This is a genomic window from Bradyrhizobium sp. A11 (assembly GCF_042077125.1).
GTDB lineage: Bacteria > Pseudomonadota > Alphaproteobacteria > Rhizobiales > Xanthobacteraceae > Bradyrhizobium > Bradyrhizobium japonicum_B.
In genome coordinates this window covers 1381787-1408657 of sequence record NZ_CP149509.1, presented here as the reverse complement: position 1 = coordinate 1408657, position 26871 = coordinate 1381787, and the positions used below count along the sequence as shown (strand labels likewise).

At 66.2% G+C, this 26871-nt stretch carries 27 protein-coding genes and 1 riboswitch; of the genes, 18 read left to right on the top strand and 9 right to left on the bottom strand.

Going from position 1 to position 26871, the window contains the following annotated elements:
• Positions 1-20: 20 nt before the first annotated feature.
• Positions 21-884, bottom strand: a complete 864-nt coding sequence (asd, locus tag WI560_RS06540; RefSeq protein ID WP_375307342.1) for an archaetidylserine decarboxylase — start codon at positions 882-884, stop codon at positions 21-23.
• Positions 885-919: 35 nt separating this feature from the next.
• On the opposite strand from asd, the gene WI560_RS06535 reads away from it, so the two are divergent.
• Positions 920-2584 carry an aminotransferase class III-fold pyridoxal phosphate-dependent enzyme gene (locus WI560_RS06535; protein ID WP_375307341.1) on the top strand — a complete coding sequence of 555 codons (1665 nt, stop codon included), beginning with the start codon at positions 920-922 and terminating at the stop codon, positions 2582-2584.
• A gap of 305 nt (positions 2585-2889) precedes the next feature.
• On the opposite strand, the gene WI560_RS06530 is transcribed toward WI560_RS06535, so the two are convergent.
• From WI560_RS06530 to WI560_RS06520, 3 genes are all read right to left on the bottom strand, one after another.
• Entirely contained in the window at positions 2890-3549 is a 660-nt protein-coding gene (locus WI560_RS06530; RefSeq protein ID WP_375307340.1) for a hypothetical protein, read from the bottom strand.
• Between the two features lie 122 nt (positions 3550-3671).
• Positions 3672-4361 (bottom strand): methyltransferase domain-containing protein, encoded by a 690-nt coding sequence (locus WI560_RS06525; protein ID WP_375307339.1) that lies wholly within the window; start codon positions 4359-4361, stop codon positions 3672-3674.
• 33 nt (positions 4362-4394) lie between these two features.
• Entirely contained in the window at positions 4395-5447 is a 1053-nt protein-coding gene (locus tag WI560_RS06520; protein WP_375307338.1) for a glycosyltransferase family 4 protein, read from the bottom strand.
• 274 nt (positions 5448-5721) lie between these two features.
• Between WI560_RS06520 and WI560_RS06515 the strand changes: the two genes are divergently transcribed.
• Both WI560_RS06515 and WI560_RS06510 read left to right on the top strand, forming a co-directional pair.
• A complete protein-coding gene (locus WI560_RS06515; protein WP_375307337.1) occupies positions 5722-6438 on the top strand; it encodes a L,D-transpeptidase in 717 nt (238 codons plus the stop codon).
• Between the two features lie 112 nt (positions 6439-6550).
• Positions 6551-6967: a c-type cytochrome gene (locus WI560_RS06510; protein WP_375307336.1), complete on the top strand. Its 417-nt coding sequence runs from the start codon at positions 6551-6553 to the stop codon at positions 6965-6967.
• A 197-nt stretch (positions 6968-7164) separates the two neighbouring features.
• Here WI560_RS06510 and WI560_RS06505 read toward each other — a convergent pair whose 3' ends face one another.
• Both WI560_RS06505 and WI560_RS06500 read right to left on the bottom strand, forming a co-directional pair.
• Positions 7165-7434, bottom strand: a complete 270-nt coding sequence (locus WI560_RS06505) for a hypothetical protein (protein ID WP_375307335.1) — start codon at positions 7432-7434, stop codon at positions 7165-7167.
• A complete protein-coding gene (locus WI560_RS06500) occupies positions 7427-8218 on the bottom strand; it encodes a DUF899 domain-containing protein (protein ID WP_375307334.1) in 792 nt (263 codons plus the stop codon). Before WI560_RS06500 ends, WI560_RS06505 begins: the two co-directional genes overlap by 8 nt.
• Before the next feature lie 120 nt (positions 8219-8338).
• Between WI560_RS06500 and WI560_RS06495 the strand changes: the two genes are divergently transcribed.
• The 7 genes from WI560_RS06495 to WI560_RS06465 all read left to right on the top strand — a co-directional run bounded on the left by WI560_RS06495 (position 8339) and on the right by WI560_RS06465 (position 16795).
• Positions 8339-9559: a helix-turn-helix domain-containing protein gene (locus WI560_RS06495; protein WP_375307333.1), complete on the top strand. Its 1221-nt coding sequence runs from the start codon at positions 8339-8341 to the stop codon at positions 9557-9559.
• 30 nt (positions 9560-9589) lie between these two features.
• Positions 9590-10228: a glutaminyl-peptide cyclotransferase gene (locus tag WI560_RS06490; RefSeq protein ID WP_375307332.1), complete on the top strand. Its 639-nt coding sequence runs from the start codon at positions 9590-9592 to the stop codon at positions 10226-10228.
• A 121-nt stretch (positions 10229-10349) separates the two neighbouring features.
• Positions 10350-11918, top strand: coding sequence for a DUF4403 family protein (locus tag WI560_RS06485; RefSeq protein ID WP_375307331.1), 1569 nt, complete (start codon positions 10350-10352; stop codon positions 11916-11918).
• A 342-nt stretch (positions 11919-12260) separates the two neighbouring features.
• Complete coding sequence (locus WI560_RS06480) at positions 12261-13370, top strand: ABC transporter ATP-binding protein (protein ID WP_375307330.1); 1110 nt, start codon at positions 12261-12263, stop codon at positions 13368-13370.
• Positions 13371-13435: 65 nt separating this feature from the next.
• Positions 13436-14494: an ABC transporter substrate-binding protein gene (locus WI560_RS06475; protein WP_375307329.1), complete on the top strand. Its 1059-nt coding sequence runs from the start codon at positions 13436-13438 to the stop codon at positions 14492-14494.
• A 214-nt stretch (positions 14495-14708) separates the two neighbouring features.
• Positions 14709-15971 (top strand): ABC transporter permease, encoded by a 1263-nt coding sequence (locus tag WI560_RS06470; protein ID WP_375307328.1) that lies wholly within the window; start codon positions 14709-14711, stop codon positions 15969-15971.
• On the top strand, positions 15968-16795 hold the full coding sequence (locus WI560_RS06465; RefSeq protein ID WP_375307327.1) for an ABC transporter permease: 828 nt from the start codon (positions 15968-15970) through the stop codon (positions 16793-16795). Before WI560_RS06470 ends, WI560_RS06465 begins: the two co-directional genes overlap by 4 nt.
• Positions 16796-16893: 98 nt before the next feature.
• Here the strand turns inward: WI560_RS06465 and WI560_RS06460 are convergent, their stop codons facing one another.
• Both WI560_RS06460 and WI560_RS06455 read right to left on the bottom strand, forming a co-directional pair.
• Positions 16894-17439, bottom strand: coding sequence for a PRC-barrel domain-containing protein (locus tag WI560_RS06460; RefSeq protein ID WP_375307326.1), 546 nt, complete (start codon positions 17437-17439; stop codon positions 16894-16896).
• A 213-nt stretch (positions 17440-17652) separates the two neighbouring features.
• Positions 17653-18216, bottom strand: coding sequence for a hypothetical protein (locus WI560_RS06455; RefSeq protein WP_375307325.1), 564 nt, complete (start codon positions 18214-18216; stop codon positions 17653-17655).
• 179 nt (positions 18217-18395) lie between these two features.
• Here WI560_RS06455 and WI560_RS06450 point away from each other — a divergent pair, with 179 nt between their 5' ends.
• The gene (locus tag WI560_RS06450) at positions 18396-19226 is read left to right on the top strand and encodes a response regulator (RefSeq protein WP_375307324.1); all 831 of its coding nucleotides are present in this window, start codon (positions 18396-18398) and stop codon (positions 19224-19226) included.
• A 14-nt stretch (positions 19227-19240) separates the two neighbouring features.
• Positions 19241-20563: an ATP-binding protein gene (locus WI560_RS06445; RefSeq protein ID WP_375307323.1), complete on the top strand. Its 1323-nt coding sequence runs from the start codon at positions 19241-19243 to the stop codon at positions 20561-20563.
• A gap of 27 nt (positions 20564-20590) precedes the next feature.
• Here the strand turns inward: WI560_RS06445 and WI560_RS06440 are convergent, their stop codons facing one another.
• Positions 20591-20791: a hypothetical protein gene (locus WI560_RS06440; RefSeq protein WP_257195524.1), complete on the bottom strand. Its 201-nt coding sequence runs from the start codon at positions 20789-20791 to the stop codon at positions 20591-20593.
• A 245-nt stretch (positions 20792-21036) separates the two neighbouring features.
• On the opposite strand from WI560_RS06440, the gene WI560_RS06435 reads away from it, so the two are divergent.
• The 6 genes from WI560_RS06435 (at position 21037) to thiC (ending at position 26800) form a co-directional block, all read left to right on the top strand.
• Positions 21037-21600: a transglycosylase SLT domain-containing protein gene (locus WI560_RS06435; RefSeq protein ID WP_375307322.1), complete on the top strand. Its 564-nt coding sequence runs from the start codon at positions 21037-21039 to the stop codon at positions 21598-21600.
• 173 nt (positions 21601-21773) lie between these two features.
• A riboswitch (TPP riboswitch) is annotated at positions 21774-21914 on the top strand.
• Entirely contained in the window at positions 21902-22924 is a 1023-nt protein-coding gene (locus WI560_RS06430; protein ID WP_375307321.1) for an FAD-dependent oxidoreductase, read from the top strand. It overlaps the preceding riboswitch by 13 nt.
• 7 nt (positions 22925-22931) lie before the next feature.
• The gene (gene thiS / locus WI560_RS06425; RefSeq protein ID WP_126255223.1) at positions 22932-23129 is read left to right on the top strand and encodes a sulfur carrier protein ThiS; all 198 of its coding nucleotides are present in this window, start codon (positions 22932-22934) and stop codon (positions 23127-23129) included.
• 214 nt (positions 23130-23343) lie between these two features.
• Positions 23344-24126 (top strand): thiazole synthase, encoded by a 783-nt coding sequence (locus WI560_RS06420; RefSeq protein WP_375307320.1) that lies wholly within the window; start codon positions 23344-23346, stop codon positions 24124-24126.
• Positions 24113-24721 carry a thiamine phosphate synthase gene (locus tag WI560_RS06415; RefSeq protein ID WP_375307319.1) on the top strand — a complete coding sequence of 203 codons (609 nt, stop codon included), beginning with the start codon at positions 24113-24115 and terminating at the stop codon, positions 24719-24721. Before WI560_RS06420 ends, WI560_RS06415 begins: the two co-directional genes overlap by 14 nt.
• A 180-nt stretch (positions 24722-24901) precedes the next feature.
• Positions 24902-26800, top strand: coding sequence for a phosphomethylpyrimidine synthase ThiC (gene thiC / locus WI560_RS06410; RefSeq protein WP_375307318.1), 1899 nt, complete (start codon positions 24902-24904; stop codon positions 26798-26800).
• The last annotated feature ends 71 nt before the right edge of the window (positions 26801-26871 follow it).

Here is a 26871-nt window from a genome sequence, read left to right as displayed (position 1 = left end):
CCGGAACGGCGGATTGAAGGCTACTTTCTTCTGAGCAGCCCCTGGCCGGCTCGGATGCGCGTGCCCTCGGCGATGCCATCGCAGAAGGTGAAGTCGCCGGGCGCCAGGATGATGATGGTCGAGCCGTGCTCGAACCAGCCGAGCTCCTCGCCCTTGGCCACGTTGACGTCACAGGGGAAATTGACGGGACCGCGGGTCTGCGCGTTCAGCACCAGATCGAGGAAATGCAACCGGATGCTCGCGACCAGGATCGCGGCGACCGGCACCAGCGTCACGGCCTCGCCGGTCGAAAGATGCGTGCGGATCACGGCGCGCTCGTTCTTGCAGAACAGCCGCTCGACCCGCTTCAAGGCGATCGGGTTGACGTTCCAGACGTCGCCGTGGATCAGCGTCACGCCCTCGATATGCGCATCATAAGGCGCGTGGAAGCGGTGATACATGCTCGACGTCAGCCGCAGCGTGACGAACGAGCCGTTGCGGTGCTGATCGACCAGCGCGGAATCGCCGACGAGATCGAGCAGCGAATACGGCGCACCCTTGACCTGGAACAGCTCGGTATCCGCGATCCTGCCGTGAGCGCCGACGATGCCGTCCGAGGGGCTCGTCACGATGGCGGGGTCTGGATCAAAGGGCCGCAGGCCCGGCTTGAGCTCGCGGGTGAAGCAGTCGTGCAGACTTTTGAAATGCGTCTTGCGCGCCTCCGACAGATCGAGGTCGGAGAACAGCTTCCACAGCGCGATCGAGAAGTCCCGAACCAGGGGATTCTCGATCTTGGAGAACCATCCCATGAAGCGGGTCAGGGCGGCGCGCGGGATGCGGTTGGTCAACAGGAAGTTGAGATCTTCCTGCTGGGTGAAAGAGGCGATGAGGGCTTTGACTGTCATGAATCTGTCAGCTCGCAGGTTTAGCGCTTGTTGTCATGGAAACGACACTCCCGATTCTCTCGATGTCCGTGGCCGCCGCAGCGTCCGCTGCCGCCGTCCTCCCGAAGCTGAAGGCGCGGATCGAATTGTCCCGCGCCAAGCACCGCTCGCTCGCCGGACACTCCAAGATGTCGCGACGGGTGGCCAAGCTGCTCCCGTTCTACGAGTTCGGAGCGAACGACTACTTTTCGTGCGACGGCGCGCCGGCGAACATCGCCGCGCAGCGCAAGGACGGCTTCTTCCGTCTCGCCGCCCTCTACGCCGAGCGCTACCCGAAGGGGCGCGCGATGACAAAGGAAGCGGCGGAGAAAATCTCCGACCTGAATTTCACCGAGAGCTACCGCGTGCCGTTCCAGTTCTCGCGCCTGGTCCGCGAGCATCTGGGCACCTCGACCTTCGTGGCATCCTCCAGCGGCGTCACCGTCACCGATGTCGACGGCAACACGTCGTACGATCTCACCGGGTCCTACGGCGTCAACATTTTCGGCAACGACTTCTACAAGGAGTGCATCGAGGGCGCCGAGAAGCGCGCGCATGCGCTCGGCCCGGTGCTCGGCCCGTACCATCCCGTCATCCTGGAGAACGTGCAGCGGCTCTGCCAGATATCGGGCCTCGACGAGGTCTCGTTCCACATGTCCGGCACCGAAGCCGTGATGCAGGCGGTGCGGCTGGCGCGCTATCATACCAAGCGCACGCATCTCGTCCGCTTCGCCGGCGCCTATCACGGCTGGTGGGGCGACGTGCAGCCCGGCGTCGGCAACCCTATCCCTGCGCACGAGACCTACACCCTCGCCGAGATGTCGGAGAAGACGCTGCATGTGCTGCGCACACGCAAGGACATCGCCTGCGTGCTGGTCAATCCGCTGCAGGGCCTGCACCCCAACGCCAACGCCCCCGGCGATTCCGCGCTGGTCGACTCGTCGCGCGGCGGCCATTTCGATCGCGCCACTTATACCGAATGGCTGAAGAAGCTGCGCGAGGTCTGCACCGAGCGCGGCATCGTGCTGATCTTCGACGAGGTATTCGTCGGCTTCCGTCTCGCCGCGGGCGGCGCCCAGGACTATTTCGGCGTCAAGGCCGACATGGTGACCTACGGCAAGAGCCTCGCCGGCGGTCTGCCGGTCGGCGTCGTCTGCGGCAAGCGCGAGCTGATGCGCCGCTTCCGCGACGACCGCCCCGCCGACATCTGCTTCGCCCGCGGCACCTTCAACTCGCATCCCTATGTCATGACGGCGATGGACGAGTTCTTGAGCCGCCTCGCCAGCCCGAACTTCCGCGCCATCTATGACGGGCTGGAGGAAACCTGGGACGGCCGCGTGCAGAAGCTCAACGGGATGATGGAGGACGCCGACCTGCCGGTGCGGTTCGCCAATTTCTCCTCGATCTGGACGGTGAAATACACCACCCCGTCCCGCTACAACTGGATGCTGCAATATTACCTGCGCGCCGAAGGTCTGGCGCTGAGCTGGGTCGGCACCGGTCGGCTGATTTTCAGCCTCAACTACACCGACGCCGATTTCGCCGAAGTCGCCGAACGCTTCGTCCGCGCGGCCAGAAAGATGAAGGCCGACGGCTTCTGGTGGCACGACGGCGTGCTCACCAACAAGCAGATCAAGCGGCAGATTGTGAAAGAGATGCTGTCCAGGCGTTTCCGGCGCTGAGGCTTTCTGACACTTGGCCCCGATCACCGCTTGCCCTTCTCCCTCGCCCCGCTTGCGGGGAGAGGGTCGGGGTGAGGGGGACTCTCCGCGCATGCGGTGAGCGTTGACGCACGACCATCTGGCAGCACCCCCGCGGAGAGCCCCCCTCACCCGAATTTGCGCTCCGCGCAAATTCGACCTCTCCCCGCACGCGGGGAGAGGTGAAGGAAGCACCGCGTTCGCAGCCCCCAAGACGTGGATGCCCGGGACGAGCCCGGGCATGACGTAACCATCAGACATCGGAATGCGTCGTGCGAGCAGCGCGCTCAGGCATGCTGCTCTTCGAGCACGGGCTCGCCGACAAGACCCAGCGTGTGCTCGGGGTTGAGGTGCAGGCCGGGATCCATCAGCTCGCCGCGCATCAGCGCCAGCGGCGCCTTGTGGTAGAGCATCAAATCGTGGAACGGATCGGTCAGGATCTTGGTCATCCAGACCAGGCCGGTCTCGACATCGCGGATGAAGAACAGGTGCACGGTGCGGAACAACAGGCCGCCGCCGCCGACCACGAGCCAGATCTTGGCGACCTGCCGCATGAAGTCGGTCGCGCTTTGCCAGGGCGTGAACAGGCCGAACAACGTGGGATCCACCACCAGCACCAGCGGCGAGAGCGCCCAGATCGCCATCAGCACCACCTTGCGCTGCAGGTTGTAGCCGACCTTGATCTCTTCCTTGTACTCGTGCGTTGCCTGGTTGACGTGGTCGTAGGTATGCGGCTCGAAGAAGAAATGTCCGGCCTGCCGTGAGGTCATCGACACCAGCCAGCCGACCAGCGCGGAAACGACAGGATCGACGAACAGCCAGACATAGGCGAACAGGAAGCTCAGCGCGCTGATGAAGTGCAGACTCTGATTGATGCGGCTGTGATGGTAGTAGCGATGGTCGTCCCAGCGCTGGATCCGCAGCTGCTCGAGATAATTCTTGATCATGCTCTTCCCCAAATGCTTTCGGCTACGGGGTTAAAGGGATTCGATGTACGCCGTGTGACAACATCATCTTGTCATGTGATGGCATGCGGCGGCGCGATGACGCACGACGCCTGCACTCGAGGTCACGCGGCCTTGGCGACATCGACCTTGCGGAAGCGCACCAGCGAGAAATGACCGAGTGGCGGAATCAGGCGGCGTTCGGCGAGCTCTATACCGTGGGCGCCGGCCAGCCATTTCGTATAACGCGACCAGGCGAACTCGGCAGTGCGGAAGCCGAGCGGACGCACCACCGGCTGCAGCTTCTGCTCGATGAAGCGGCGCATGCCGGCATCTGCGCTGACGCGGGTGAGGACGATCAGCTCGCCGCCCGGACGCAGCACGCGGGCGAACTCGTCCAGGGCTTTCTCCGGATTCGGCACCGCGGTGACGACATATTGAGCCATCACCACGTCGAAGGAATTGTCCGGGAATTCGAGCTTCTCGGCGTCCATCACAGCGAGGCCCTCGACATTCTTCAGCTTGCGCTCGGCGACGCGCTGGCGCGCCTTGTCGAGCATCGCCTCCGAAATGTCGGTGCCGAAGATGCGCAAATGCGGCGCGTACATCGGCAGCGAGATGCCGGTGCCGACGCCGACCTCGAGCACGCGGCCGCCGATCTTGTTGGTGGCCGCGATCGCGGCCTGACGGCCCTTGGCGAACACGCCGCCGAACACGAGGTCATAGACCGGGGCCCAGCGGTCATAGGCCTGCTCGACCGTGCCGCGGGTGAGGTCGAGCTGCTGGGTGCCGTCAAGGTTCATGATCTTGGCCATCGATGAGGTTCTCGCTGTGGGTCTAAGGAAAGTTCAACCGCGCACCGGCCGCCGCGCCATGCGGGGCGAGGCGCGCAAGGCGCGGCTGGGTTGGAGTGAGGTCAGGTTGCCGACGAACTGGCGCGCGCTGTTCTCCCAGGAGCGCTCCAGCGCGAAGTTTCGGCAGGTCTCGCGCGACATGGCGAGCGCGCGCAGGCATGCGGTGCGCAGATCGTGATCGATCGCGCCGATCGGATGATCGGCGATGACGTCCTTCGGGCCCGTCACCGGAAACGCCGCCACCGGCGTGCCGCAGGCGAGCGCCTCCAGCTGCACCACGCCGAACGTGTCGGTCAGACTCGGAAAGACGAACACGTCGGCCGCGGCGAGGTGCGCGGTGAGATCCGCGCCCTTCTTCCCGCCGAGGAAGACGGCAGCGGGATATTTCCTCTCCAGCGCTGCCTTCTGCGGGCCGTCGCCGACGACGACCTTGGTGCCGGGCAGGTCGAGCGCGAGGAACGCTTCGAGATTCTTCTCCACCGCCACGCGCCCCATCGTCATGAAGATCGGACGCGGCAGGTCGAGCCTCGCCGGCGCGCCGGGATGAAACAGCTCGGTGTCGACGCCGCGGGTCCAGAAGCCGAGCCGCTTAAAGCCACGCTCGGCCAGCTCCTGCCGCAGCGACGGCGTCGCCACCATGGTCATCGCGGCGGCATCGTGGAAATGACGCAGCACGGCATAGCCGACACTTGCGGGGATGCCGGTCCGCACCGCGACGTATTCAGGAAAGCGCGTCGTGTAGGAGGTGGTGAAGGCGAGCCGGTTGCGGCGGCAATAGGCCCGCGCCGCCCAGCCGATCGGGCCTTCGGTCGCGATGTGCAGCGCGTCCGGCGCCGCGGTCTCGATCCGCCGCGCGATCTCCTTGCTGCCCGGCAACGCAAAGCGCAGGCCCGGATAGGTCGGCAGCGGCCAGGACGGAAAGCCGTCCGGGGTCAGGAAGCCGATCTCGACGTCCAGCGCCTTGGCCGCATTCGCCAGCGAGGTCAGCGTCCGGACCACGCCGTTGACCTGCGGATGCCAGGCGTCCGTCGCGATTAATACCCGCATGGGAAAATCCCGAGAGTTTGATGATTCTCGGTTTCCGACCATCAACGAAGGATATTTCAGGCGTGTGACGTCATAGAAGTGTCGGCCCGTCGTTTTGTGCGTTAACGGACGCCTGCGGCCACGAAACTGTCATGAAACAATTCTTGCCGCGGTGAAACCGTTTTCGGTTTTCCGCGCAAATGTCCCGAAACGTTTTGCCGTTAGTGATCCAGGCAACAGAGCACCGCAGCGGTGCCGCGGTGGCCGAGACCACCGAGCCAACAGGGGCGATCACATGTTCAATCTGGACACGTTCAAGACGTTTTCGCGCGCCGTTGCTTTTGGCGCAGTCGCGGCTTCCGCGATCGCATTCGCAGGCGCAGCCAAGGCGGCGCCGGTGCAGATCTTCCCGTTCTTCCAGCCGTTGCCGCCGATGGTCGCGCCGCAGCCGTTCCAGCCCTACCAGCCCTATCAGGCGCCGACCTACCAGACCGAGCCGTCCGAGGACCAGGACGCCGTGGAGATGCCGGCCCGCTTCCGCCGCCAGACCGTCGCTTACGCGACGCGTGAAGCGCCGGGCACCATCATCATCGATACGCCCAACACCTATCTCTATTACGTGCTCGGCAACGGCCAGGCGCTCCGCTACGGCATCGGCGTCGGCCGCGACGGCTTCACCTGGTCCGGCATCCAGTCGGTGACCCGCAAGGCCGAATGGCCGGCCTGGACGCCGCCGCCGGAGATGATTGCCCGCCAGCCCTATCTGCCTCGCCACATGGCCGGCGGCCCCGGCAATCCGCTCGGCGCGCGCGCCATGTATCTCGGCGGCACCATCTACCGCATCCACGGCACCAACGCCCCCGAGACCATCGGCAAGCGCGTCTCGTCGGGCTGCATCCGCATGACCAACGAAGACGTCACCGACCTCTACTCCCGCGTCAACGTCGGCACCAAGGTCGTGGTGCTGCCGATGACGGAGCGCCGCGCGGAACTCGGAACCGCGACGCGCTGAACCGGCAGGACATCGTGACGCAAACGGCCCCGGAACCTGCCGGGGCCGCTTTTGTTTGCCCTCGACATGTTGACGCGCGCCTGCCGCGGCGCGGTCCCCGATGGAGGCGCAAATGCAATCACGCCTGCAATCCTCGCCCTATCCGTGGCTGCACGCGATCGCTGGCGCCGCCACGCTGGCGTTGCTCGTGTCCGCGCCCGCCTCGCTCGCGCAGCAGCCTGCGGTCGATGAGGCAGGCAAGCAGGCCTTCAACAATTCCTGCCGCACCTGCCATTCCATGAAGGAAGGCGACAACCGCCTCGGCCCCAACCTCAACAAGATCGTCGGACGCAAGGCCGGCGCGCTGCCGGACTACAATTACTCGTCATCGATGAAGGAAGCCGGCATCGTCTGGGACCAGGACAAGCTGACGCGCTTCATGGTCAAGCCGGACGAGGTGGTGTCGGGCAACAAGATGCAGCCCTATGGCGGCATCTCGGCGGAGGAAGCGGCGAAGGTCGTTGCGTATCTGCAGGCGGCTTCGCAGTGACTCTCTCGGCCTGGCCCCGGTGACCGCGGCGCATCCTTCGAGACGCCCGCCTATCGGCGGGCCCTCAGGATGAGGACTGAGTGTGTGGCTCGCAGCCGCTCCAGTACTTGCGCCACTCGCCAAATGCCAGTTAGCCTCATCCTGAGGAGCGCGCCCTTGCGCGCGTCTCGAAGGACGAGGCGGGCACGAGATATCCGTTACCTACCCCGCCGCTCCGCGAGCAACCGCAGCCACGCCGCCGAATGAAACGCGCTCATCAGGAGATACATCGGCACCATGCCGCCGAGCAGCGCCCCCTGCCCGGCGGCGCACAGCGTGTCGGCCGGCCCATCCCCGACCATGGCCGTCAGCACGGCCATGATCGCGAAGGTGGGTGTCGCTGCCAGCGACAGCCACCTGGCAAGGTGGCGCGCCGCCACTACGCCATTGCCGCCGGCGCCGGCCATTGCGCCGACGGGGCTAGTCACGGCCTTCCGCCGCCTCCCGGCGGAACGCCTTCTCGCCGGCGTCTGAGATCTCGACCCACTTCTTGTCGGGCGCTGCGCCCTCCGTGTAGCTGTCGTGCCAGTTCCACCATTTGTAGGTCGGCGTCTGCGGATAGCCCTTCGGCGAGTCCTCCCAGACCTCCTGGCGGCCGAGCGGCGTGATGTCGAGGTAGTTCCAGGTGCCGCCCATCTGCTCGTCGCCGCGGCTCTTGACGAAATAGGTGCGGAAGATGCGCGTCCCGTCGCGGTAGAACACGTTCGTGCCGTGCCATTCGTCGACGCCGAAATCGGAGTCGAAGCTGTCGGCGATGGTGACCCACGGCATGGTCCAGCCCATCCGTTGCTTCAGCCTGATGATATCGGCTTGCGGCGCGCGCGAGGCGAACACGAGCGTGGTGTCGCGGGCGTTCAAATGCGCGACGTGGGCGACCTGGTCGGCCACCATGGAGCAGCCGCGGCAGGCGTGATCGGGCCAGCCGAACACGCCGGGCTCGAAGAACGCGCGGTAGACGATCAGCTGCCGCCGGCCCTGGAACAGGTCGACGAGACTGAGCTTGCCGCCGGGCCCCTCGAACGCATAGGTTTTGGAAACTTCCATCCACGGCATGCGCCGGCGCTCGGCGGCCAGAGCGTCACGGGCACGGGTATGCGCCTTCTCCTTCACGAGCAGTTGCTGACGGGCGGCCTCCCAGTCCTGCGGCGACACCACCGGAGGTGTCTGCATGACGGACTGTCCGTTATTCGGTTCGTTTTGGGCTAATGTCATCATGACTCTCCAAATCTCTCGCTCAAGTCCATTCCGCCCCGTACCGCACATGGTCGGTCGACAACGATTTCTGGCACCGCGCGGTTGCGCGGTGGGAGTAACAAGTGTGGCGGGATTTGAATGGAGTCGCTGATCACGGCCGCCGCGCGCGCGCTCGAGGCGGGCGATCCGCTCGGCGCCCTGAACCGCGTCGCGCTGCGCAACGACGCGCCGTCGCTGGCGCTGCGCGGCATCGCGATGGCGCAGCTCGGCGACCTCGCCAAGGCCAAGTCGCTGCTGCGAAATGCTGCGCGCGCCTTCGGTCCGCGCGAGGCGGTGGCGCGGGCAAGATGCGTGGTGGCCGAAGCCGAGATCGCGCTGGTCTCGCGCGACCTGAGCTGGCCGGACAGGACACTCGCCGCCGCGCGCACGACCCTCGAAAAGCACGGCGATCTCGCCAACGCGGCGCATGCCCGCCACATCGCCGCGCGGCGTCTTCTCCTGCTCGGACATATCGAGGAGGCGGAGCGTACGCTCGCCGATCCCGGCCGCTTCCCGCTCCCGCCTGCCTCACAAGTCGTTCGCGAGCTGGTGCTCGCCGGCATCGCCATACGGCGGCTCCGATCGGAGGATGCGCGCGCGGCGCTGGCGCGGGCGGCCCGCGCCGCACGGCAGGCCGGCATCCCCGCGCTCGCCGCCGAAGTCGAAGCCGCGAGCCGCGTGCTCGATACGCCGGCGGCGCGCCTGATCACGCGCGGCGAGGAGCGGCCATTGCTGCTTGCGGAGGTCGAACAGCTCGCGACATCCGAGGCGCTCGTCGTGGACACGTTCCATCATTCGGTGCGCAGGCGAGGCACCGTCGTGCCGCTCGGCACCCGGCCGGTGCTGTTTGCCCTCGTCCGCATCCTGGCGCAGGCGTGGCCCGCGGACGTATCGCGTCAGACGCTGATCGCGGGCGCGTTTCGCGCCAGGCATCTCGATGAATCGCATCGCGCGCGGTTGCGCGTCGAGATCGGTCGGCTCCGCACCAAGCTCAACCCGCTCGCCGACGTGCACGCGACGAAGCAAGGATTTGCGCTGGCGCCGCGCAGGACGCGCGACATCCTCGTGCTGGCGCGGCCGGTCGACGAGAAGCACGCCAATGTTCTCGCTCTCCTCTCCGACGGCGAGCCCTGGTCGAGCTCGGCGCTCGCGCTGGCGCTGGGAACGAGCCCGCGCACGGTGCAGCGGGCCCTCGACGAGCTGGCGCGCTCGAACAAGGTGCAATGTTTCGGGCACGGGCGCGCCCGGCGCTGGATGACGCCGCCCGTCCCGGGTTTCCCGACAGGCTTGTTACTCCCCACGCCGCTCCTGAAGACGTAACGTTGAGGCCACATCACAGGGAGCAAGCAGATGAAGCGTTCAGCCGCCGAGATCGTCAGGGAGTACGGGCCGTTTGAGGGCGTCGAGGCCGTGCATGGCGTCACCTATGACGGCAGCCATGTCTGGTTCGCCTCCGGCGACAAATTGAATGCGGTCGATCCCGACAGCGGCAAGGTCGCGCGCTCCATCGATGTCGCCGCACATGCGGGAACGGCATTCGACGGAAGGCACCTGTTCCAGATCGCCGAGGATCGCATCCAGAAGATCGATGCGGCCTCGGGCAAGGTGCTCAGCACCATTCCGGCGCCGGGTGGCGGCGGCGATTCAGGCCTCGCCTGGGCCGAAGGCTCGCTGTGGGTCGGGGAATATCGCGAGCGCAAGATCCATCAGGTCGATCCGGAGAGCGGCAAGGTTCTCCGCACCATCGAGAGCAAGCGCTTCGTGACCGGGGTGACCTGGGTCGACGGCGAGCTCTGGCACGGCACCTGGGAGAACGAGGAGAGCGACATCAGGCGGATCGATCCCGCGACCGGCAAGGTGCTCGAGCAGCTCGACCTGCCCGCCGGGACGGGCGTGTCCGGGCTGGAATCCGATGGCGGTGACCGCTTCTTTTGCGGCGGCGGCGCCAATGGCAATGTGAGAGCGGTCCGCCGTCCCCGGCGCGGCTGAATGCCCGGCAAATGCGGGGCGCATCCGTTAACCTGTTCGCCGCAATTCCACCCCACCGGTGCGCTCTAGCGCCCTGCTCGCCCGCCCTGTAAAATCCCCGCCGGGGCGGCTTGGGGGATTAATGCGACTGACGTTGAATCTGAAGACGATCCTGATCGGCGTCGCCGTGCTTGCGGCGTCCTTCTTCATCAGCTTGAAGGCGATGGATTGGCTGGCGCCGCGCGCGACGAATTCGGCGCCGCCGGTCGCGCAATTGCCGCCGCTGCCGCCGGCCGCGAAGAGCTCGATCGTGATCGCGCCGGTCGCCATCGCGCTCTCGGCGATCCGCGAGCAGGCCGAGAAGGCCGCGCCGCGCAATTTCTCGGGGAAAGCCGACAACCCGATCTCGCAGATCCTGGAGAACGCCGACATCGGCTGGTCGGCCGTGCGCGGGTCGATGGCAGCTAGCGGCGACAAGGACGTGCTGACGATCTCGACGCCGCTCTCCGGCAAGCTGAACGTGACGGGCTCGCTGTCGGCGAAGGCCACCGGCGCGCTCGGCGACGCGCTCGGCAGCGTGCTCGGCGGTGACGCAGCGAAACGGATCGGTGCCGTCAACATCAAGAATCTGAACGCCAGCGCGGAGATCAAGGGTAACGTGGTCGTCACCTCGCGCCCGAAGCTTGGGGCCAATTGGCATCTCGAGCCCAATCTCGGCGCCCAGGTCAATCTCGGCGACACCAACCTCAATGTCTCCGGCGCCAAGGTCAACGTGCCGGCGCAGGTGAAGCCGCTGATCGACAAGAATGTCGGCGAGCAGATCAACATCGTCTCCGAGCGGATCCGCAACGATCCGAGCCTGCGCGAGAACGCGAAGCTGCAATGGGCCAAGGCGTGCCGCTCGATCCCGCTGCAGGGCTCGGGCGCCTCGGCCGCGCTGCCGCCGCTCTGGCTGGAGATGAAACCGATCCGCGCCATCGCCGCGCAGCCGCGCGTCGACGCGCAGGCCGTGACGCTGCTGCTCGGCCTGGAAGCGGAGACGCGCGTCACCTCGACGCCGACCAAGCCGAACTGTCCGTTCCCCGACAAGATCTCGATCGTGCCGCCGACCGGCACCGGCGTGAACATCGGCGTGCCGATCGACGTGCCGTTCACCGAGATCAACAAGCTGATCGCCGCGCAGATGGTCGGCCGCACCTATCCCGAGGACGGCTCCGGCCCGGTCGACGTCACCGTGAAGAGCGCCAACGTGATCCCGTCGGGCGACCGGCTGCTGATCTCGCTGCTGGTGCGCGCCAAGGAGAAGAAGAGCTGGCTCGGCCTCGGCGCCGAGGCGACAGTGCACATCTGGGGGCGGCCTGTGCTCGACCAGGCGCAACAGACGCTGCGGCTCACCGACATCCAGCTCGCGGTGGAATCCGAGGCGGCCTTCGGCCTGCTGGGCGCCGCGGCGCGCGCCGTGGTGCCGCAGATGCAGCAGGCGCTGCTGCAGAAGGCGACGCTCGACCTGAAGCCGATCGCCGCCAACGCCCGCGAGAAGATTGCCGCCGCAATCGCCGATTACCAGAAGAGCGAGGACGGCCTCAAGGTCGAGGCCAGGATCGACAGCCTGACGCTGGCCGACATCGCCTTCGATTCCAAGACCTTGCGCGTGGTCGCGGAAGCCGGCGGCTCGCTGAACGTGTATGTGAGCAAGCTGTCGGGGATGTAGCGCTTTCACTGTCAGAAAGGCCATCGCATCGAGATCTGTCCCCGCGGCCATCCTTCGAGACGCCCGCCTCCGGCGGGCCCTCAGGATGAGGCTGGAATGTGCGACAGCCGTTTCAACGTGCATCCAATGCCGCCTAGCCTCATCCTGAGGAGCCCGCGAAGCGGGCGTCTCGAAGGACGAGGCGTGCGCGCATGCTACCGCCGCGAGTCGTGTCCGATAGCCTGTACTCGTACGCTTCTTCATCGGCCGCCCCGCTGGCATTCTCATTTGAGGATGCTAAGCTGCCCCTGGCCACCTCGAACGAGGTGCTGACGAGCATTGTAGCGGCAAGCCGAGGTCAACATGGAAGCCGGCACGGTCACGCCCCCGCCGGCATTGGTGCGCTTTTCCGGCATTCAGAAGACCTATGATGGCGAGCACCTCGTGGTGAAGAACCTCGATCTCGACATCAGGAAGGGCGAGTTCATCACCCTGCTCGGCCCGTCGGGCTCGGGCAAGACGACCACGCTGATGATGCTGGCTGGCTTCGAGGTGCCGACCCATGGCGACATCTATCTCGCGGACCGGCCGATCAAGAACATGCCGCCGCACAAGCGCGACATCGGCATGGTGTTCCAGAACTATGCTCTGTTTCCGCACCTGACGATCGCCGAGAATATCGCCTTTCCGCTCTCCGTTCGCAAGACGAGCAAGGCGGACGTGCAGGAGCGCGTGGCTGCGGCGCTGCGCATGATCAAGATGGAAAACCTGGCGCACCGGCGGCCCGGCCAGCTGTCCGGCGGCCAGCAGCAGCGCGTGGCGCTGGCGCGCGCGCTGGTCTTCAACCCGCAGCTCGTGCTGATGGACGAGCCGCTCGGCGCCCTCGACAAGCGCCTGCGCGAGCAGATGCAGCTTGAGATCAAGCAGCTGCACGAGACGATGGGCATCACGATCGTCTACGTCACCCACGATCAGAGCGAAGCGCTCACCATGTCCGACCGCATCGCCGTGTTCAACGACGGCGTCGTGCAGCAGATCGACAAGCCCGACGCGCTGTACGAGCATCCGGTCAACAGCTTCGTCGCCCATTTCATCGGCGAGAACAACGTGCTGGCCGGCACCGTCGAGACGGTCGACAGGGACTATTGCCGCGTCGCGCTGACTGGTGGCGGCGCCGTCACCGCCCGGGCGGTCAACGTCTCGGGCGCGGGCGCCTCCACCTCGCTCTCGGTACGGCCGGAGCGGATCACCATCATCGCGGACGGCAGCTCCGGCGACGGACCGAACCGCCTGCCGGCGAAGGTGCAGAACACCATCTATCTCGGCGACCACGCGCTGGCCGTGCTCGACGTCGCCGGCAACGCCGAATTCATGGTCAAGCTTCAGCCGGGCGCACATGGCAGCCTGAGACACGGCGAAAGCGTCTTCATCACCTTCCGCCCGGAGGATTGCCTCGCCCTCGATCCGGTCTGATCCAACGCAGGCGGACCTGAAATGCTCAACCTCAACGCAACTCGCACCAAGAAGGAACCAGGACCATGTTGAAGCGCAAGATTGGCAGGATTGCTCTGGGTTTCGCCGCCGCGCTCGGTGCCAGCGCTGCGCTGGCGACGGTCGCCCAGGCGCGGGACCTCACCGTCGTGTCGTGGGGCGGCGCCTATCAGGAGGCCCAGAAGAAGGTCTATTTCGAGCCGTTCAAGAAGGCCGCTGGAATTGCCATGAACGACGAGTCCTGGGACGGCGGCGTCGGCGTGCTGCGCGCCAAGGTGCAGGGCGGCGCCGCCACCTGGGACGTCGTCCAGGTCGAGAGCGACGAGCTTGCGGTCGGCTGCGAGGAAGGTCTGTTCGAGAAGCTGGACTATACCAAGATCGGCGGCGAGGCCGCCTACATTCCGCCATCGGTCAATCCGTGCGGCGTCGGCGCCATCCTCTACGACTTCGTGCTCGGCTACGACAAGGACAAGCTGAAGGAAGCCCCGAAGGGCTGGGCCGACTTCTTCGACACCAAGAAGATTCCGGGTAAGCGCGCCCTGCGTCAGGGCCCGAAGACCACGCTGGAAATCGCGCTGATGGCCGACGGCGTCGCACCGAAAGACGTCTACAAGGTGCTGGCGACCGACGAGGGCGTCGAGCGCGCCTTCAAGAAGCTCGACAGCATCAAGGGCGACATCGTCTGGTGGAAGGCCGGCGCCCAGCCGCCGCAACTGCTCGCCTCCGGCGAGGTGGCGATGACCTCGGTCTACAACGGCCGCATCGACACCGCGAACAAGAACGAGAAAAAGAACTTCGGCATGGTGTGGGACGGCGCGCTGTTCACGCTCGACAGCTGGGTCATCCTCAAGGGCAGCCCGAACAAGGACGCCGCCTACAAGTTCCTCGACTTCGTCGGCAAGGCGGAGAACCAGGCGAAACTGTCGGAGAACATCGCCTACGGCACCTCGAACAAGGACGCGGCCGGCAAGCTCTCGCCTGCCGTCCTGAAGGACCTGCCGACGGCGCCTGACAACATCAAGAACGCGGTCGAGATCAACGTCGCCTTCTGGCTCGAGAACATCGACCGCCTGACCGAGCGCTTCAACAAATGGGCCGCGAAATAGCGCCTTCCGAAGAGGTAAGGGATGCGTGACGGGCAACTCGCCCGTGACGCATCCTTCGAGACGCCCGCCTGCGGCGGGCCCTCAGGATGAGATCTGAGTCTGTGGCAGCAACTTTGCAAGCAGAGATGTCGATGAGCCTCATCCTGAGGAGATCGCGAAGCGGTCGTCTCGAAGGACGAGGCGCTTGCTCAGGCCATTCCGACGGGCCCTCTCCATGACAGCAGCGTCCCTGACCGGCGCCGATGCGTCGACCGAGGTGCCGCTCAAGCGCCGATTGAGGCGTGCGGAGCGGGCACGTCAGCTCAAGGCATTGGCGCTGGTCGCTCCGCTTCTCGTCTTCCTGCTCTTCACCTTCGCCGGGCCCATCGCCGGCATGTTGTGGCGCGCGGTCGACGACAGGGAGGTGCGTCAGGTTCTGCCCCAAACCATCGCTGCTCTCGCCGATTGGGACGGCAAGGATCTGCCGGACGAGAAAGCCTATTCAGCGCTGGCTAGCGACGTGCTGGCCGCGCGCGCCGCCGGCACCATCGCCATCGCGGCGAAGCGGTTGAACTACGCGCTGAACGGTTTTCGCACCATCCTGACCAGCACCGCCCGCAATCTGAAGACCGCGCCCGAGCCCGGCACCGCCAAGGAGACGCTGGGCAAGATCAATCCGGCCTGGCGCGAACGCGCCACCTGGACGACGATCAAGGACGCCAGCGGCCCCATCACGGGCTTCTACCTTCTGGCGGCGCTCGACCTCGTGCGGAACGTGGACGGCGCGATCGTTGCGGCCCCGCCTGACCAGGCCATCTACCGCAGCCTGTTCGTCCGCACCTTCGTCATCAGCCTCAGCGTCACCGCCCTCTGTCTGATCCTCGGCTTCCCGGTCGCTTACCTCCTGGCGACGCTGCCGCCCGGAAAGTCGAACCTGTTGATGATCTTCGTGCTGCTGCCGTTCTGGACCTCGCTTCTGGTCCGCACCTGCGCCTGGATCGTGCTGCTGCAGAGCAAAGGCGTTGTCAACGACAGCCTGCACTGGCTCGGCATCATCGACGAGCCGTTGCGCCTGATCTACAACCGCTTCGGCGTCTGCGTGGCCATGACCCACGTCCTGCTGCCGTTCATGATCCTGCCGCTGTACAGCAGCATGAAGGCGATTTCGCCGGCCTACTTGCGCGCCGCCGCCTCGCTCGGCGCGCCGCCGGTCACCGCCTTCCTGCGCATCTACCTGCCTCAGACCCTCCCCGGTATCGCCGCGGGAAGCCTGCTCGTTTTCATCCTGGCGCTCGGCTATTACATCACGCCGGCGCTCGTCGGCGGCGCCGCCGACCAGATGATCAGCTATTTCATCGCGCTCTACACCACCGACACCGCCAATTGGGGCCTGGCTTCGGCGCTCGGCGCGGTGCTGCTGCTCGCCACCATTCTGCTGGCGCTCGTCTACGGCAAGCTGGTGCAGGGCCAGCAGGTCACGGGAGGCATGAAGAATTGAGCGACAATTCCGCCCTGCGCACGCCCAGCCAGCGCATCGCGTGGACCGCGACCATCGTCGTCTCCACGCTGGTGTTCGTCTTCCTGATCGCGCCCATCCTCGCGATCATGCCGCTGTCCTTCAGCTCGGGCTCGTACCTCACCTATCCGCTGCCCGGGCTGTCCTTGCGCTGGTACGAGGACTTCATCACCTCGCCGCGCTGGATGAATGCGTTGAAGAACAGCGTCATCATCGGCGTCGCCTCGACCGCATTGTCGATGGTGCTTGGCACGCTGGCCGCGCTGGGGCTGGCGCAGTGGAAGAGCCGGTTCAAGCCGCTCGTGCTGGCCTTCGTGCTGTCGCCGGTCGTCGTGCCCGGCGTCATCACCGCGGTCGGCCTGTACTTCTTCTTCGCGCCGATCGGACTGACCGGCAGCTATCTCGGCTTGATCCTGGCCCACACCGCGCTGGCGACGCCCTTCGTGGTGATCACGGTCGGCGCGACGCTGCAGAGCTTCGACACCAATCTGGCGCGCGCCGCCGCCTCGCTCGGCGCCTCGCCGCTTCAAGCGTTCCGCCGCGTGATCCTGCCGCTGATCCTGCCCGGGCTCGCCTCGGGCGCGCTGTTCGCCTTCGCGACCAGCTTCGACGAAGTGGTGATCGTGCTGTTCATGGCGGGGCCCGAGCAGCGCACCCTGCCGCGCGAGATGTTCAGCGGCATCCGCGAGAACATCAGCCCGACCATCACGGCCGCGGCATTGATCCTGACCAGTGTGTCGGTCATCCTCCTCGCCACCATGGAAGCCCTGCGCCGCCGCAACGAGCGACTCAAGGCCGGCGGCTGAGCGGAAGCGTTCTCTTTCCCTTCCGGGCGCGGCTAGCAACGCACGACAGCGCGCCCGGTGAAGACCGGGCGCGCCTCGTCTACTCGCTCAGAGTCGCATTACTCCGAATACTTGAACTCCGGCATGTTCTTCAGCTCGTCCTTGCTGGCGTTGAACACGGCATGGTCCGGATACCACTTCGACGCGGACGACGTCGTGGTCGCAGCAGGCTTGTTGTCGGTGCCGGTGGCGGCGCCGGTGGTCGTCGTCGCCGCGGGCTTGGCGCCCGGGTTCGTGCCGGTGCCGGTATAGGCCACGGCCTCGTTGACGAACTTCAGCTTCTCGTAGGGCACGGCAACCAGATGCTCGCCCAGGCCGAGGAAGCCGCCGACGCCGATCACGGCGATCTTGATGTCGCCGTTCTTGTCCATCAGCAGGTCGTTGATGGTGCCGATGTTCTCGTTGGCTTCGTTATAGACCTTCAGGCCGTCCATCTTGGACGTACGCCACTGGCCGGACGCCGTGGTCGAGGCGGTCGTGGCCGTGGACGTAGTCGTGGTGGCGGACGGCGCCGCCTTGTCGGTGGTGGCGGTCGGTGCTTGCGCGAACGCAACGGTCGTGAGCAGTGCGGTGCCGGCAAGACCGGCGACGATCGACTTCATCATGTTGTCCTCTCCTTCAACGAAACTCGTAAGGAGAAAACAGCGCTGACCACACGCAGTTCCGTGCGCGCCGCAATTTCGTCGCGATGCGCGCATGCGCACTGTTCCTGCGTCACCTAGGAACATATTGCGACGCACGGTTCCCCGCCGGCGATCATGCGCCCTGGGTGGAAGCACGATCGCGGCGAGGAGCCGCGCCGACCGCGTCGCTCGGGGTCAGCTCTTGTAGTCGATCAGAAGCGCGGAGAAATCGGTGCTGGTGGATGAGCTGCCGTTGGCGCCGTAGGACGAAGTCGACGATTGCGATTGCTGCAGCGCCTGGAGGAACAGCTGGAGGATCTCGGCAACGGTCTCGTCGCTGGAGCTGCTGCCGGTCGTGTCCGTTGTCGACGACGAATCCGAGGAGCTGTCGTCCGGCGGCGGACCGGGGGGAGGTCCGCCTGCGCCGCCGGGGCCGCCCGCACCGATCGCGAAGGCGGATTGAAACACGCCCTTGAGCGCCTCGGCTTGGTCCGCGGTCAGCGTCCCGTTGGACACCTCGTTCGAGATGAGGTCGTCGATTTTCGACTGCATGTCCTCCTTGGAGGGACGCGTGCCGCTCGCCTCCTCGCTCGACCGGCTCTGCTGGAGTGCCGTGTCGATGTCGGTCAGCGCCGTCGAGAGCGCGGACTGATCCGCCGACGAGATCGTGCCGGCGGACACTTCCGATTGCAATTCCTGCTGCAGCCGCTGCAGCGGCGACTGGTAGTTGCCGGCGGAGGCGGCCGAAATCGAGGTCATGATGGCTCCGTGGATCTTGCGGGTTTCGCCGCGGACCACGCCACGGTATGGTTAACGGCCTTAACGAGACCTTGCCGCTGCGCGACGACGCGATTGCGGCCTGTTGCGGCAAGCCAGACAGAAACAATCCGAAACAAAAATCCCCGCCATTTGGCCCGAATCTTGGACAAACAAGGCGTATGGCCATTCCCAATCCGAACATCCTCGTTGTCGAGGACGACCGCGAAACCCGGACGTTGATTGCGAAGTACCTGCGCAACAACGCCTGCAACGTCACCGCCGTGGGCGATGGGCGCGAGATGTCGCGCGCCATGGCCGATCACCGCGTCGACCTCATCATTCTCGACGTCATGCTGCCCGGCGAGGACGGCCTCAGCCTGTGCCGCAAGGTGCGCGCCGAGGGGCAGACGCCGATCATCATGCTGACCGCGCGCGGCGAGGATGTCGACCGCATCGTCGGCCTCGAGATGGGCGCGGACGACTATCTGCCAAAGCCCTTCAACCCGCGCGAGCTGCTCGCTCGCATCAACGCGGTGCTGCGCCGCCAGGCCGCGGCGCAAGCGGCAAGCTCGATCGAAGGCGCCTCCACGCTCGCCTTCGAGGGCTGGCACATCGATCTGCGGCTGCGCGAGTTGCGCAATCCGGCAGGTGCGCGCGTCGCGGTGACCAGCGCCGAATTCGATCTCTTGCGCACGTTCTGCGAACGGCCGGGCCGCGTGCTGTCGCGCGACAGCCTGCTCGACCTCACGCAGGGGCGCAACACCGGCTCGTTCGAGCGCTCCATCGACGTGCTGGTCAGCCGCATCCGCCGCAAGATCGAGCCCAACCCGGCCGATCCCACGCTCATCAAGACGGTGCGCTCCGGCGGTTATCTGTTCACGCCGCGAACGCAGGTCGCAAACCTTCAAGCGGCAGACCTTCAAGCGACAGGCCTTCAGGCGGCAGATCTTCAAGCGGCAGGCCCTCAAGCCGCGGGCACTGAAGCGGTCGCAGCGCCCCCGAGCAATTGACGGGGACGCCGACGATGAAGTCGTTCGGGTTCTTCCACCTCAAGGGGATCGGCGGGCAGATCGCCGCGCTGGTGCTGGCGTCGACCGTCGCGCTCCATCTCGTCGTCACCACCGCCTTCCTGGTCAGCCGGCCGGACCGCTCCGACGCGCCGCCGGACGGCGCGCATCAACTGGCCGATGCCGCGCTGCTGCTCGGCGCGGCCGAGGCCGGCGAGCGCCCGCGCCTCCTCGCCGATCTCGCGCGCGCCTTCCCCAAGCTCGGTATCGAAATGCTAGCCCCTGGCACCGCAAGCGTCGAGGAGAGCGACAATCAACCCCTGCGCGGGATGCGCCGTCATCTCGGGCGCGGCTACAAGGCGGTCCAGCTGACCTCGAACGGTCCCGGAGCCCGCATCGGCGTCGAGTTGCCCGACGGCAGCATGATCGCCGGGCATGTCGATGGCGGGCCGCGGCCATGGTTCTGGGGCGCGCCGTGGCTGATGGCGCTGATGACCGTCTTCATCTGCGTCACCGTGCTCGGCCTGTGGGCGGCGCGCGCGCTGGCCGCGCCGCTGTCGTCCTTCGCCGAGGCCGCCGAGAATTTCAGCCTGGAGGGCGGGGCAGAGCCGTTGCCCGAGCGCGGGCCGGAAGAGATCCGCTCGGTGGCGCGCGCGTTCAACCGCATGCACGAGCGGATCGCGCGGCTGATGTCGGATCGCACCAGGATGCTGGCTGCGATCAGCCACGATCTGCGCACGCCGATCACGCGGCTGCGCCTGCGTGCCGAGTTCATCGAGGACGAGGGCCACCGCAAGCGCATGCTGATCGACCTCGACCAGATGCGCGCGATGCTGGAATCGGTGCTGTCGCTGCTGCGCAACGACCGCAAGGTCGAGGCCGCGACGCTAGTCGACATCGCGAGCACGCTCCAGCTCATCGCCGACCAGTTCGGCGACATGGGCCATGTCGTGCGTTACGATGGGCCCGCATCGGCAACCGCTGCCGCGCGGCCCGACGATCTGCATCGCGGCGTCACCAATCTCGTCGAGAACGCGGTGCGTTTCGGCGCCGAGGTGACGATCCGGCTCGTCGTCTCGGACAGCGCGCTCGTCATCGACGTCGAGGACGACGGTCCCGGCATTTCGGATGCGCGCAAGCAGGAGATGCTGGAGCCGTTCGTGCGCGGCGATGATGCCCGCACCATGGACGAGTCCACCGGCTTCGGGCTCGGCCTGTCGATCGCGCGTGCCATCGCGCTCGCCCATGGCGGCGAGCTGTCGCTGCACGACCGCGTCCCGCACGGACTGATCGTGCGGATGCAATTGCCGCTGTGGCAGCAGCCGCGCCTGGCAGCGTAGACCTCGCGCGCTGCTTGGCGGAAGGCCTTACGCCGCGAGCGGCGGGTGCTCGACGGCCGTCTCGTCGTAGATGGCCACCGCCTCGAAGCGGTAATTGCAGGCCTGGCAGGTCCAGAGATACGAAACGCGTCCCTCGCCCGGCTCGATCCAGTCGGGCCGCGGGATCGGCGTGCCGCACTGGGCACAGGGGTTCTGCCTGGGGGTGTCGCTGAGGATTGCTTTCGGCATGGCACCTCTCCCGATTTGCGGCGTCTTCTTACTCGCTTTCGCGCGCCCGCGCGAATAGACAGCCTTGCTGCCGCGAGCGGGCATCCGCCTGAGGGAACCCATAGCCCGGCATTGAGTCGTCAAAGCGGCTCGGCGCCGCAAAATCGCCATTGGCGGCGTTTGGTCACATCATCGCCGCGTTCGGAAGGCCTAACGGCGGCCGGGCGCAGGTCACACCAAGGGCCCAAGGGCCTAAGGAATATCTGATGAAAATTCTACGCATTGCCGCGCTGCTCGCAGCCGGACTGACATTGCCGCAAGCCGCGTTCGCCGGCCAAGCCGATTATGCCGAGATGGTCGCGGCCCATGCCCGCGCCAACGGCGTGCCCGAAGCGCTGGTTCATCGCGTGATCATGCGCGAGAGCCGCTATCAGCCGCACCTGGTCGGCCGCGGCGGCACCATCGGCCTGATGCAGATCAAGCTCGCGACCGCCCGCGGCGTCGGCTACACCGGCGACGCCGCCGGCCTGCGCGATCCCAACACCAACCTCACCTACGCCGTGAAATACCTCGCCGGCGCCTATCGCGCCGCCAATGGCGACCACGACCGCGCCGTGCGCTATTTCGCCGGCGGCTATTATTACGTCGCCAAGCGCCAGCGCCAGGACGCGGTGCAGCTCGCCACCATGAGCGACAGCAGCATGGGCCAGGGGGGTATGGGTCAACTTTGGCTCGAGCCGAACGGCAACCCGCAACCGATGTTCGCCGCCACTCCGCACCGGAAGCTGGCCCAGCGCGTCCGCAACGCGCGGGCGCAGGCCTCGCGGTGACTCCCGTGTCCCGGACGCGCTGCAGCGTGCAACGCTGCTGCGCAGAGTCGGGACCCAGCATCCCGCATGAGCATGGGCCCCGGCTCAGCAGCGCACCACTGCGTGATGCGCTGCGTCCGGGGCAGGGTTTCCACCTAACGCGTTGACCGCCCCGCCCCACTGTCCTACATTAGCACCGTTCCGAGGGGTGCTCCGAGGAGGAGCTGAGATACCGCTAAATGGGCAATGCCGATCAACCGGCTTGCCAGGACCGCGGTGACCCTTTGAACCTGATCCGGGTCATGCCGGCGAAGGGACAGGGATGTTGCAGAAGACCAAGCGACCGGATTCACCGGTATCCATCATCGGCGCAGGCATTGCGGGCGCCTGGCAGGCCCTGCTGTTCGCACAGGCCGGCCATGCCGTGACCTTGCACGAGCGCGGTGACGAGGCGATGACGGACGCCACCAGCCATTGGGCCGGCGGCATGCTCGCGCCCTATTGCGAGGCCGAGGTCGCCGAGCCCATCATCAGCCGCCTGGGGCTGCGCTCGCTCGATATCTGGCGGCGCGAGCTGCCCGACACGCCGTTCAACGGCTCGCTCGTCGTCGCCCATCCGCGCGAGCGCAACGACTTCGAGCGCTTTGCCCGCATGACCGAGGACCACCGCCGGCTCGACGCCGCCGGCCTTGCCGCGCTCGAGCCGTCGCTGGAGGGCCGCTTCCGCGACGCGCTGTTCTTCCCGGCCGAAGGCCATGTCGAGCCGCGCCGCGTGCTGCCGCAGCTGCACGAGCGCATCCGTGCCGCCGGCGGCACCATTAAGTTCGAAAGCGACGTGACCGCAAGCGATCTCGCCAAGGACCCCGACGGCATCGTGATCGACTGCCGCGGCCTCGGTGCCCGCGACGAGCACAGCGAGCTTCGCGGCGTCAAGGGCGAGATGATCCTGATCGAGACGGCCGAGGTGCAGCTGGCGCGCCCGGTGCGGCTGATGCATCCGCGCTGGCCGCTCTACGTGATCCCGCGCGAGAACAATCTGTTCATGCTGGGCGCGACCTCGATCGAGGCCGAGGACACCGGCGTCAGCGTCCGCTCCGCGCTGGAGCTGCTGGGCGCCGCCTATACCGTGCACCCGGCCTTCGGCGAAGCCCGCATCGTCGAGTTCGGCTCGGGGCTTCGTCCCGCCTATCCTGACAACCTGCCGCGCATCGGCATTCGCGGCAGGACGATCTCCGTCAACGGCCTTTACCGCCACGGCTTCCTGATCGCCCCTGCGCTCGCCGAGCTGACGCTCGCCTATGTCGAGCGCGGCCAGATCGACAACGAGGTGATGCAATGCGGGTGATTGCGCCATGCGTTTGATCGTCAACGGCGAGCAGCGCGAGGTGAACGCGGCCAGCGTCGATGCGCTGCTGTCCGAGCTCGACTACGAGGGCACCCATTTCGCGATCGCGCTCAACTACGACGTCGTGCCGAAAAGCCGCTGGGCCGAGACGAGCCTGAAGGCCGGCGACGAGATCGAGATCATCACGCCGCGGCAGGGAGGGTGAGGATGAACGATGCTGTCGCCTTCCTTCGCCTCTCCCCGCCTGCGGGGAGAGGCCGGAATTTGCAAAGCAAATTCCGGGTGAGGGGGACTCTCCGCGAGTCCGACTCTCACCGCCCCTGCGGAGGCTCCCCCTCACCCCAACCCTCCCAGCGCGAGCGAAGCTCGTCGCGGCCCCGCAAGCGGGGCGAGGGAGCCAAAGCGGAGACACCTTCCACATGGTGACCTTCTACGGCAAGACCTTCGCCTCGCGCCTATTGATCGGCAGCGCGCTCTATCCCTCGCCGGCGATCATGCAGGAGGCGATCCGGGCGTCCGGCGCCGGCATCGTCACGGTGTCGCTGCGCCGCGAATCCGCCGGCGGCAAGACTGGCGATGCGTTCTGGAAGCTGATCCGCGAGCTCGACGTCACCGTGCTGCCGAACACCGCGGGATGCCGCACCGTGCGCGAGGCGGTGACCACGGCCAAGCTCGCGCGCGAGCTGTTCGGCACCAATTGGATCAAGCTCGAGGTCATCGCCGACAACGACACGCTGCAGCCCGACGTCGTTGGCCTGGTCGAAGCCGCCAGCATCCTGATCAAGGACGGCTTTGAGGTGTTCCCCTATTGCACCGAGGATCTCTCGGTCGCCAATCGCCTGGTCGATGCCGGCTGCAGGGTGGTGATGCCGTGGGCCGCGCCGATCGGCAGCGCCAAGGGCATCACCAACCGCGATGCGCTGAAGCTGCTGCGCGAGCGCCTGCCCGACATCACGCTGGTGGTCGATGCCGGTTTAGGGGCGCCCAGCCACGCCGCGCAGGCGCTGGAGCTCGGCTATGATGCCGTGCTGCTTAACACCGCCATCGCCAAGGCTGCCGACCCGGTCGCGATGGCCAAGGCCTTCCGCCTCGGTATCGAGGCCGGCCGCACCGCCTTCGAGGCCGGGCTGATGAACGCCCGCGACTTCGCTTCCCCCTCCACTCCTGTCGTTGGGACCCCGTTCTGGCATGCCGTATCCTGATCGCTTCTATCCCGTCGTCGACAGCCTCCAATGGGTCGAACGTCTGACCAAGCTCGGCGTCGGCACCATCCAGCTGCGCGCCAAGGAGCTCGACGACGGCCAGGCCTTGCAGATGGTCACCGACGCACTGGCGATCACGAAAGGCACGCAAGCCAAGCTGGTCGTGAACGATTATTGGCGCGCTGCGATCGTCGCCGACGCAAAATATCTGCATCTCGGCCAGGAGGATCTCGCCGAGGCCGACCTCAAGGCGATCCGCGAAGCCGGCCTGTCACTCGGCATCTCCACCCATGACGATGCCGAGCTTGAAACCGCGCTCAAGGCAAAGCCTGACTACGTCGCGCTCGGCCCGATCTTCTTCACCACCTTGAAATCGATGCGCTTCGAGCCGCAGGGCATTCCCAAGATCACCGAATGGAAGAAGCGCATCGGCACCATCCCGCTGGTCGCGATCGGCGGCATCAAGTTCGAGCACGCCGCGGAGATCTTTGCGGCCGGCGCGGACTCCATCGCTGTCGTCAGCGACGTCACCCAAAACCCCGACCCGGATGCCCGCGTGCGGCAATGGCTCGGCCTGTCGCAGGAGGCGGCGTGATGCATGTCCGCCCCTATTCGACCGTCACCCTGAGGTGGCCGCTTCTTCAGCGGCCCTCGAAGGGCGACGGCCCGGCTCGTTCATTCTTCGAGGCTCTCGTTGCGGCGCGGACGCGCCGCAACGCTCGCGCCTCAGGATGACGAGATCAAACACCGCATACGAATTAAACCGGAGGATCCCATGAACATCCGCTCCAATCCCGAAAAAACCGTCCCTGCCGTCACCACCGGCCCGCTGCCCTCCTCGCGCAAGATCTTCGCCACCCCCGACGCCGCGCCGGACCTGCGCGTGCCGCTGCGTGAGATCATCCTGTCCGAAGGCGCGGGCGAGCCCAACCTGCCGGTCTACGACACCTCGGGCCCCTACACCGACCCCTCCGTCACCATCGATGTCAATGCCGGCCTAGCGCGCAATCGCAAGCAATGGGTGCTGGAGCGCGGCGGCGTCGAGGAATATGAGGGCCGGCAGATCAAGCCGGAGGACAATGGCAGCGTCTCCACCGACAAGGCCGCGCGCGCCTTCTCGGCCTATCACAAGCCCTTGCGCGGCCTCGACGGCCACAAGATCACCCAGCTCGAATTCGCCCGCGCCGGCATCGTCACCAAGGAGATGATCTACGTCGCCGCGCGCGAGAATCTCGGCCGCAAGCAACAGCTCGAGCGCGCGGAAGCCGCGCTTGCCGACGGCGAAAGCTTCGGCGCCTCCGTGCCCGCCTTCATCACGCCCGAGTTCGTGCGCGACGAGATCGCGCGCGGCCGCGCCATCATCCCCTGCAACATCAACCATTCCGAGCTCGAGCCGATGATCATCGGCCGCAACTTCCTGACCAAGATCAACGCCAATATCGGCAACTCGGCGGTGACCTCGTCGGTCGAGGAAGAGGTCGAGAAGATGGTGTGGGCGATCCGCTGGGGCGCCGACACCGTGATGGACCTCTCCACCGGCCGCAACATCCACACCACCCGCGAATGGATTTTGCGCAACTCGCCGGTGCCGATCGGCACCGTGCCGATCTATCAGGCGTTGGAGAAGTGCAACGGCGATCCCGTCAAGCTGACCTGGGAGCTCTACAAGGACACGCTGATCGAGCAGTGCGAGCAGGGCGTCGACTATTTCACCATCCACGCCGGCGTGCGCCTGCAATACATCCACCTCACCGCCAGCCGCGTCACCGGCATCGTCTCCCGCGGCGGCTCGATCATGGCGAAGTGGTGCCTGGCGCATCACAAGGAAAGCTTCCTCTATACGCATTTCGACGAGATCTGCGACCTCATGCGCAAGTATGACGTCTCGTTCTCGCTCGGCGACGGCCTGCGCCCCGGCTCGATCGCCGACGCCAACGACCGCGCCCAATTTGCCGAACTCGAAACCCTCGGCGAACTGACAAAAATCGCGTGGGACAAGGGCTGCCAGGTCATGATCGAAGGCCCCGGCCACGTGCCGATGCACAAGATCAAGATCAACATGGACAAGCAGCTGAAGGAGTGCGGCGAGGCGCCGTTCTACACGCTGGGACCGCTGACCACCGACATCGCGCCGGGCTACGACCACATCACCTCAGGGATTGGCGCCGCCATGATCGGCTGGTTCGGCTGCGCCATGCTCTGCTACGTCACGCCGAAGGAGCATCTCGGCCTGCCCGACCGCAACGACGTCAAGACCGGCGTCATCACCTACAAGATCGCCGCCCACGCCGCCGACCTCGCCAAGGGCCACCCCGCCGCGCAACTGCGCGACGACGCCCTCTCCCGCGCCCGGTTCGAATTCCGCTGGACCGACCAGTTCAACCTCGGCCTCGACCCCGAGACCGCCAAGAACTTCCACGACGAGACCCTGCCGAAGGAAGCCCACAAGGTCGCGCATTTCTGCTCGATGTGCGGCCCAAAGTTCTGCTCGATGAAGATCACGCAGGACGTGCGGGATTATGCGGCGACGCTGAACGATCCGAACTCGGTGGGGATGTCGATGGCCGGCACCGCCGAGGACGGCATGGCGAAGATGAGCGCGAAGTTCAAGGAGATGGGCGAGAGCTTGTATCTGGATGCGGAGAAGGTGAAGGAGAGTAATCGGGTGTTGTGAGAGCTCACACAGATTGTAGGCTCTTGCCTACCAATCCCAATGGTGAAAGGCCGAGCAAAGCTCGGCCTTTT

Coding starts and splice junctions, on each gene's coding strand:
- WI560_RS06495 (WP_375307333.1), top strand. CDS start 8,339: ATGGAGTCGCTGATCACGGCCGCCGCGCGCGCGCTCGAGGCGGGCGAT.
- WI560_RS06475 (WP_375307329.1), top strand. CDS start 13,436: ATGTTGAAGCGCAAGATTGGCAGGATTGCTCTGGGTTTCGCCGCCGCG.
- WI560_RS06420 (WP_375307320.1), top strand. CDS start 23,344: ATGGTGACCTTCTACGGCAAGACCTTCGCCTCGCGCCTATTGATCGGC.
- WI560_RS06485 (WP_375307331.1), top strand. CDS start 10,350: ATGCGACTGACGTTGAATCTGAAGACGATCCTGATCGGCGTCGCCGTG.
- WI560_RS06535 (WP_375307341.1), top strand. CDS start 920: ATGGAAACGACACTCCCGATTCTCTCGATGTCCGTGGCCGCCGCAGCG.
- asd (WP_375307342.1), bottom strand. CDS start 884: ATGACAGTCAAAGCCCTCATCGCCTCTTTCACCCAGCAGGAAGATCTC.
- WI560_RS06415 (WP_375307319.1), top strand. CDS start 24,113: ATGCCGTATCCTGATCGCTTCTATCCCGTCGTCGACAGCCTCCAATGG.
- WI560_RS06470 (WP_375307328.1), top strand. CDS start 14,709: ATGACAGCAGCGTCCCTGACCGGCGCCGATGCGTCGACCGAGGTGCCG.
- WI560_RS06530 (WP_375307340.1), bottom strand. CDS start 3,549: ATGATCAAGAATTATCTCGAGCAGCTGCGGATCCAGCGCTGGGACGAC.
- WI560_RS06430 (WP_375307321.1), top strand. CDS start 21,902: ATGTTGCAGAAGACCAAGCGACCGGATTCACCGGTATCCATCATCGGC.
- thiC (WP_375307318.1), top strand. CDS start 24,902: ATGAACATCCGCTCCAATCCCGAAAAAACCGTCCCTGCCGTCACCACC.
- WI560_RS06525 (WP_375307339.1), bottom strand. CDS start 4,361: ATGGCCAAGATCATGAACCTTGACGGCACCCAGCAGCTCGACCTCACC.
- WI560_RS06445 (WP_375307323.1), top strand. CDS start 19,241: ATGAAGTCGTTCGGGTTCTTCCACCTCAAGGGGATCGGCGGGCAGATC.
- WI560_RS06460 (WP_375307326.1), bottom strand. CDS start 17,439: ATGATGAAGTCGATCGTCGCCGGTCTTGCCGGCACCGCACTGCTCACG.
- WI560_RS06455 (WP_375307325.1), bottom strand. CDS start 18,216: ATGACCTCGATTTCGGCCGCCTCCGCCGGCAACTACCAGTCGCCGCTG.
- WI560_RS06520 (WP_375307338.1), bottom strand. CDS start 5,447: ATGCGGGTATTAATCGCGACGGACGCCTGGCATCCGCAGGTCAACGGC.
- WI560_RS06435 (WP_375307322.1), top strand. CDS start 21,037: ATGAAAATTCTACGCATTGCCGCGCTGCTCGCAGCCGGACTGACATTG.
- WI560_RS06510 (WP_375307336.1), top strand. CDS start 6,551: ATGCAATCACGCCTGCAATCCTCGCCCTATCCGTGGCTGCACGCGATC.
- WI560_RS06440 (WP_257195524.1), bottom strand. CDS start 20,791: ATGCCGAAAGCAATCCTCAGCGACACCCCCAGGCAGAACCCCTGTGCC.
- WI560_RS06490 (WP_375307332.1), top strand. CDS start 9,590: ATGAAGCGTTCAGCCGCCGAGATCGTCAGGGAGTACGGGCCGTTTGAG.
- WI560_RS06480 (WP_375307330.1), top strand. CDS start 12,261: ATGGAAGCCGGCACGGTCACGCCCCCGCCGGCATTGGTGCGCTTTTCC.
- WI560_RS06500 (WP_375307334.1), bottom strand. CDS start 8,218: ATGACATTAGCCCAAAACGAACCGAATAACGGACAGTCCGTCATGCAG.
- WI560_RS06515 (WP_375307337.1), top strand. CDS start 5,722: ATGTTCAATCTGGACACGTTCAAGACGTTTTCGCGCGCCGTTGCTTTT.
- WI560_RS06450 (WP_375307324.1), top strand. CDS start 18,396: ATGGCCATTCCCAATCCGAACATCCTCGTTGTCGAGGACGACCGCGAA.
- thiS (WP_126255223.1), top strand. CDS start 22,932: ATGCGTTTGATCGTCAACGGCGAGCAGCGCGAGGTGAACGCGGCCAGC.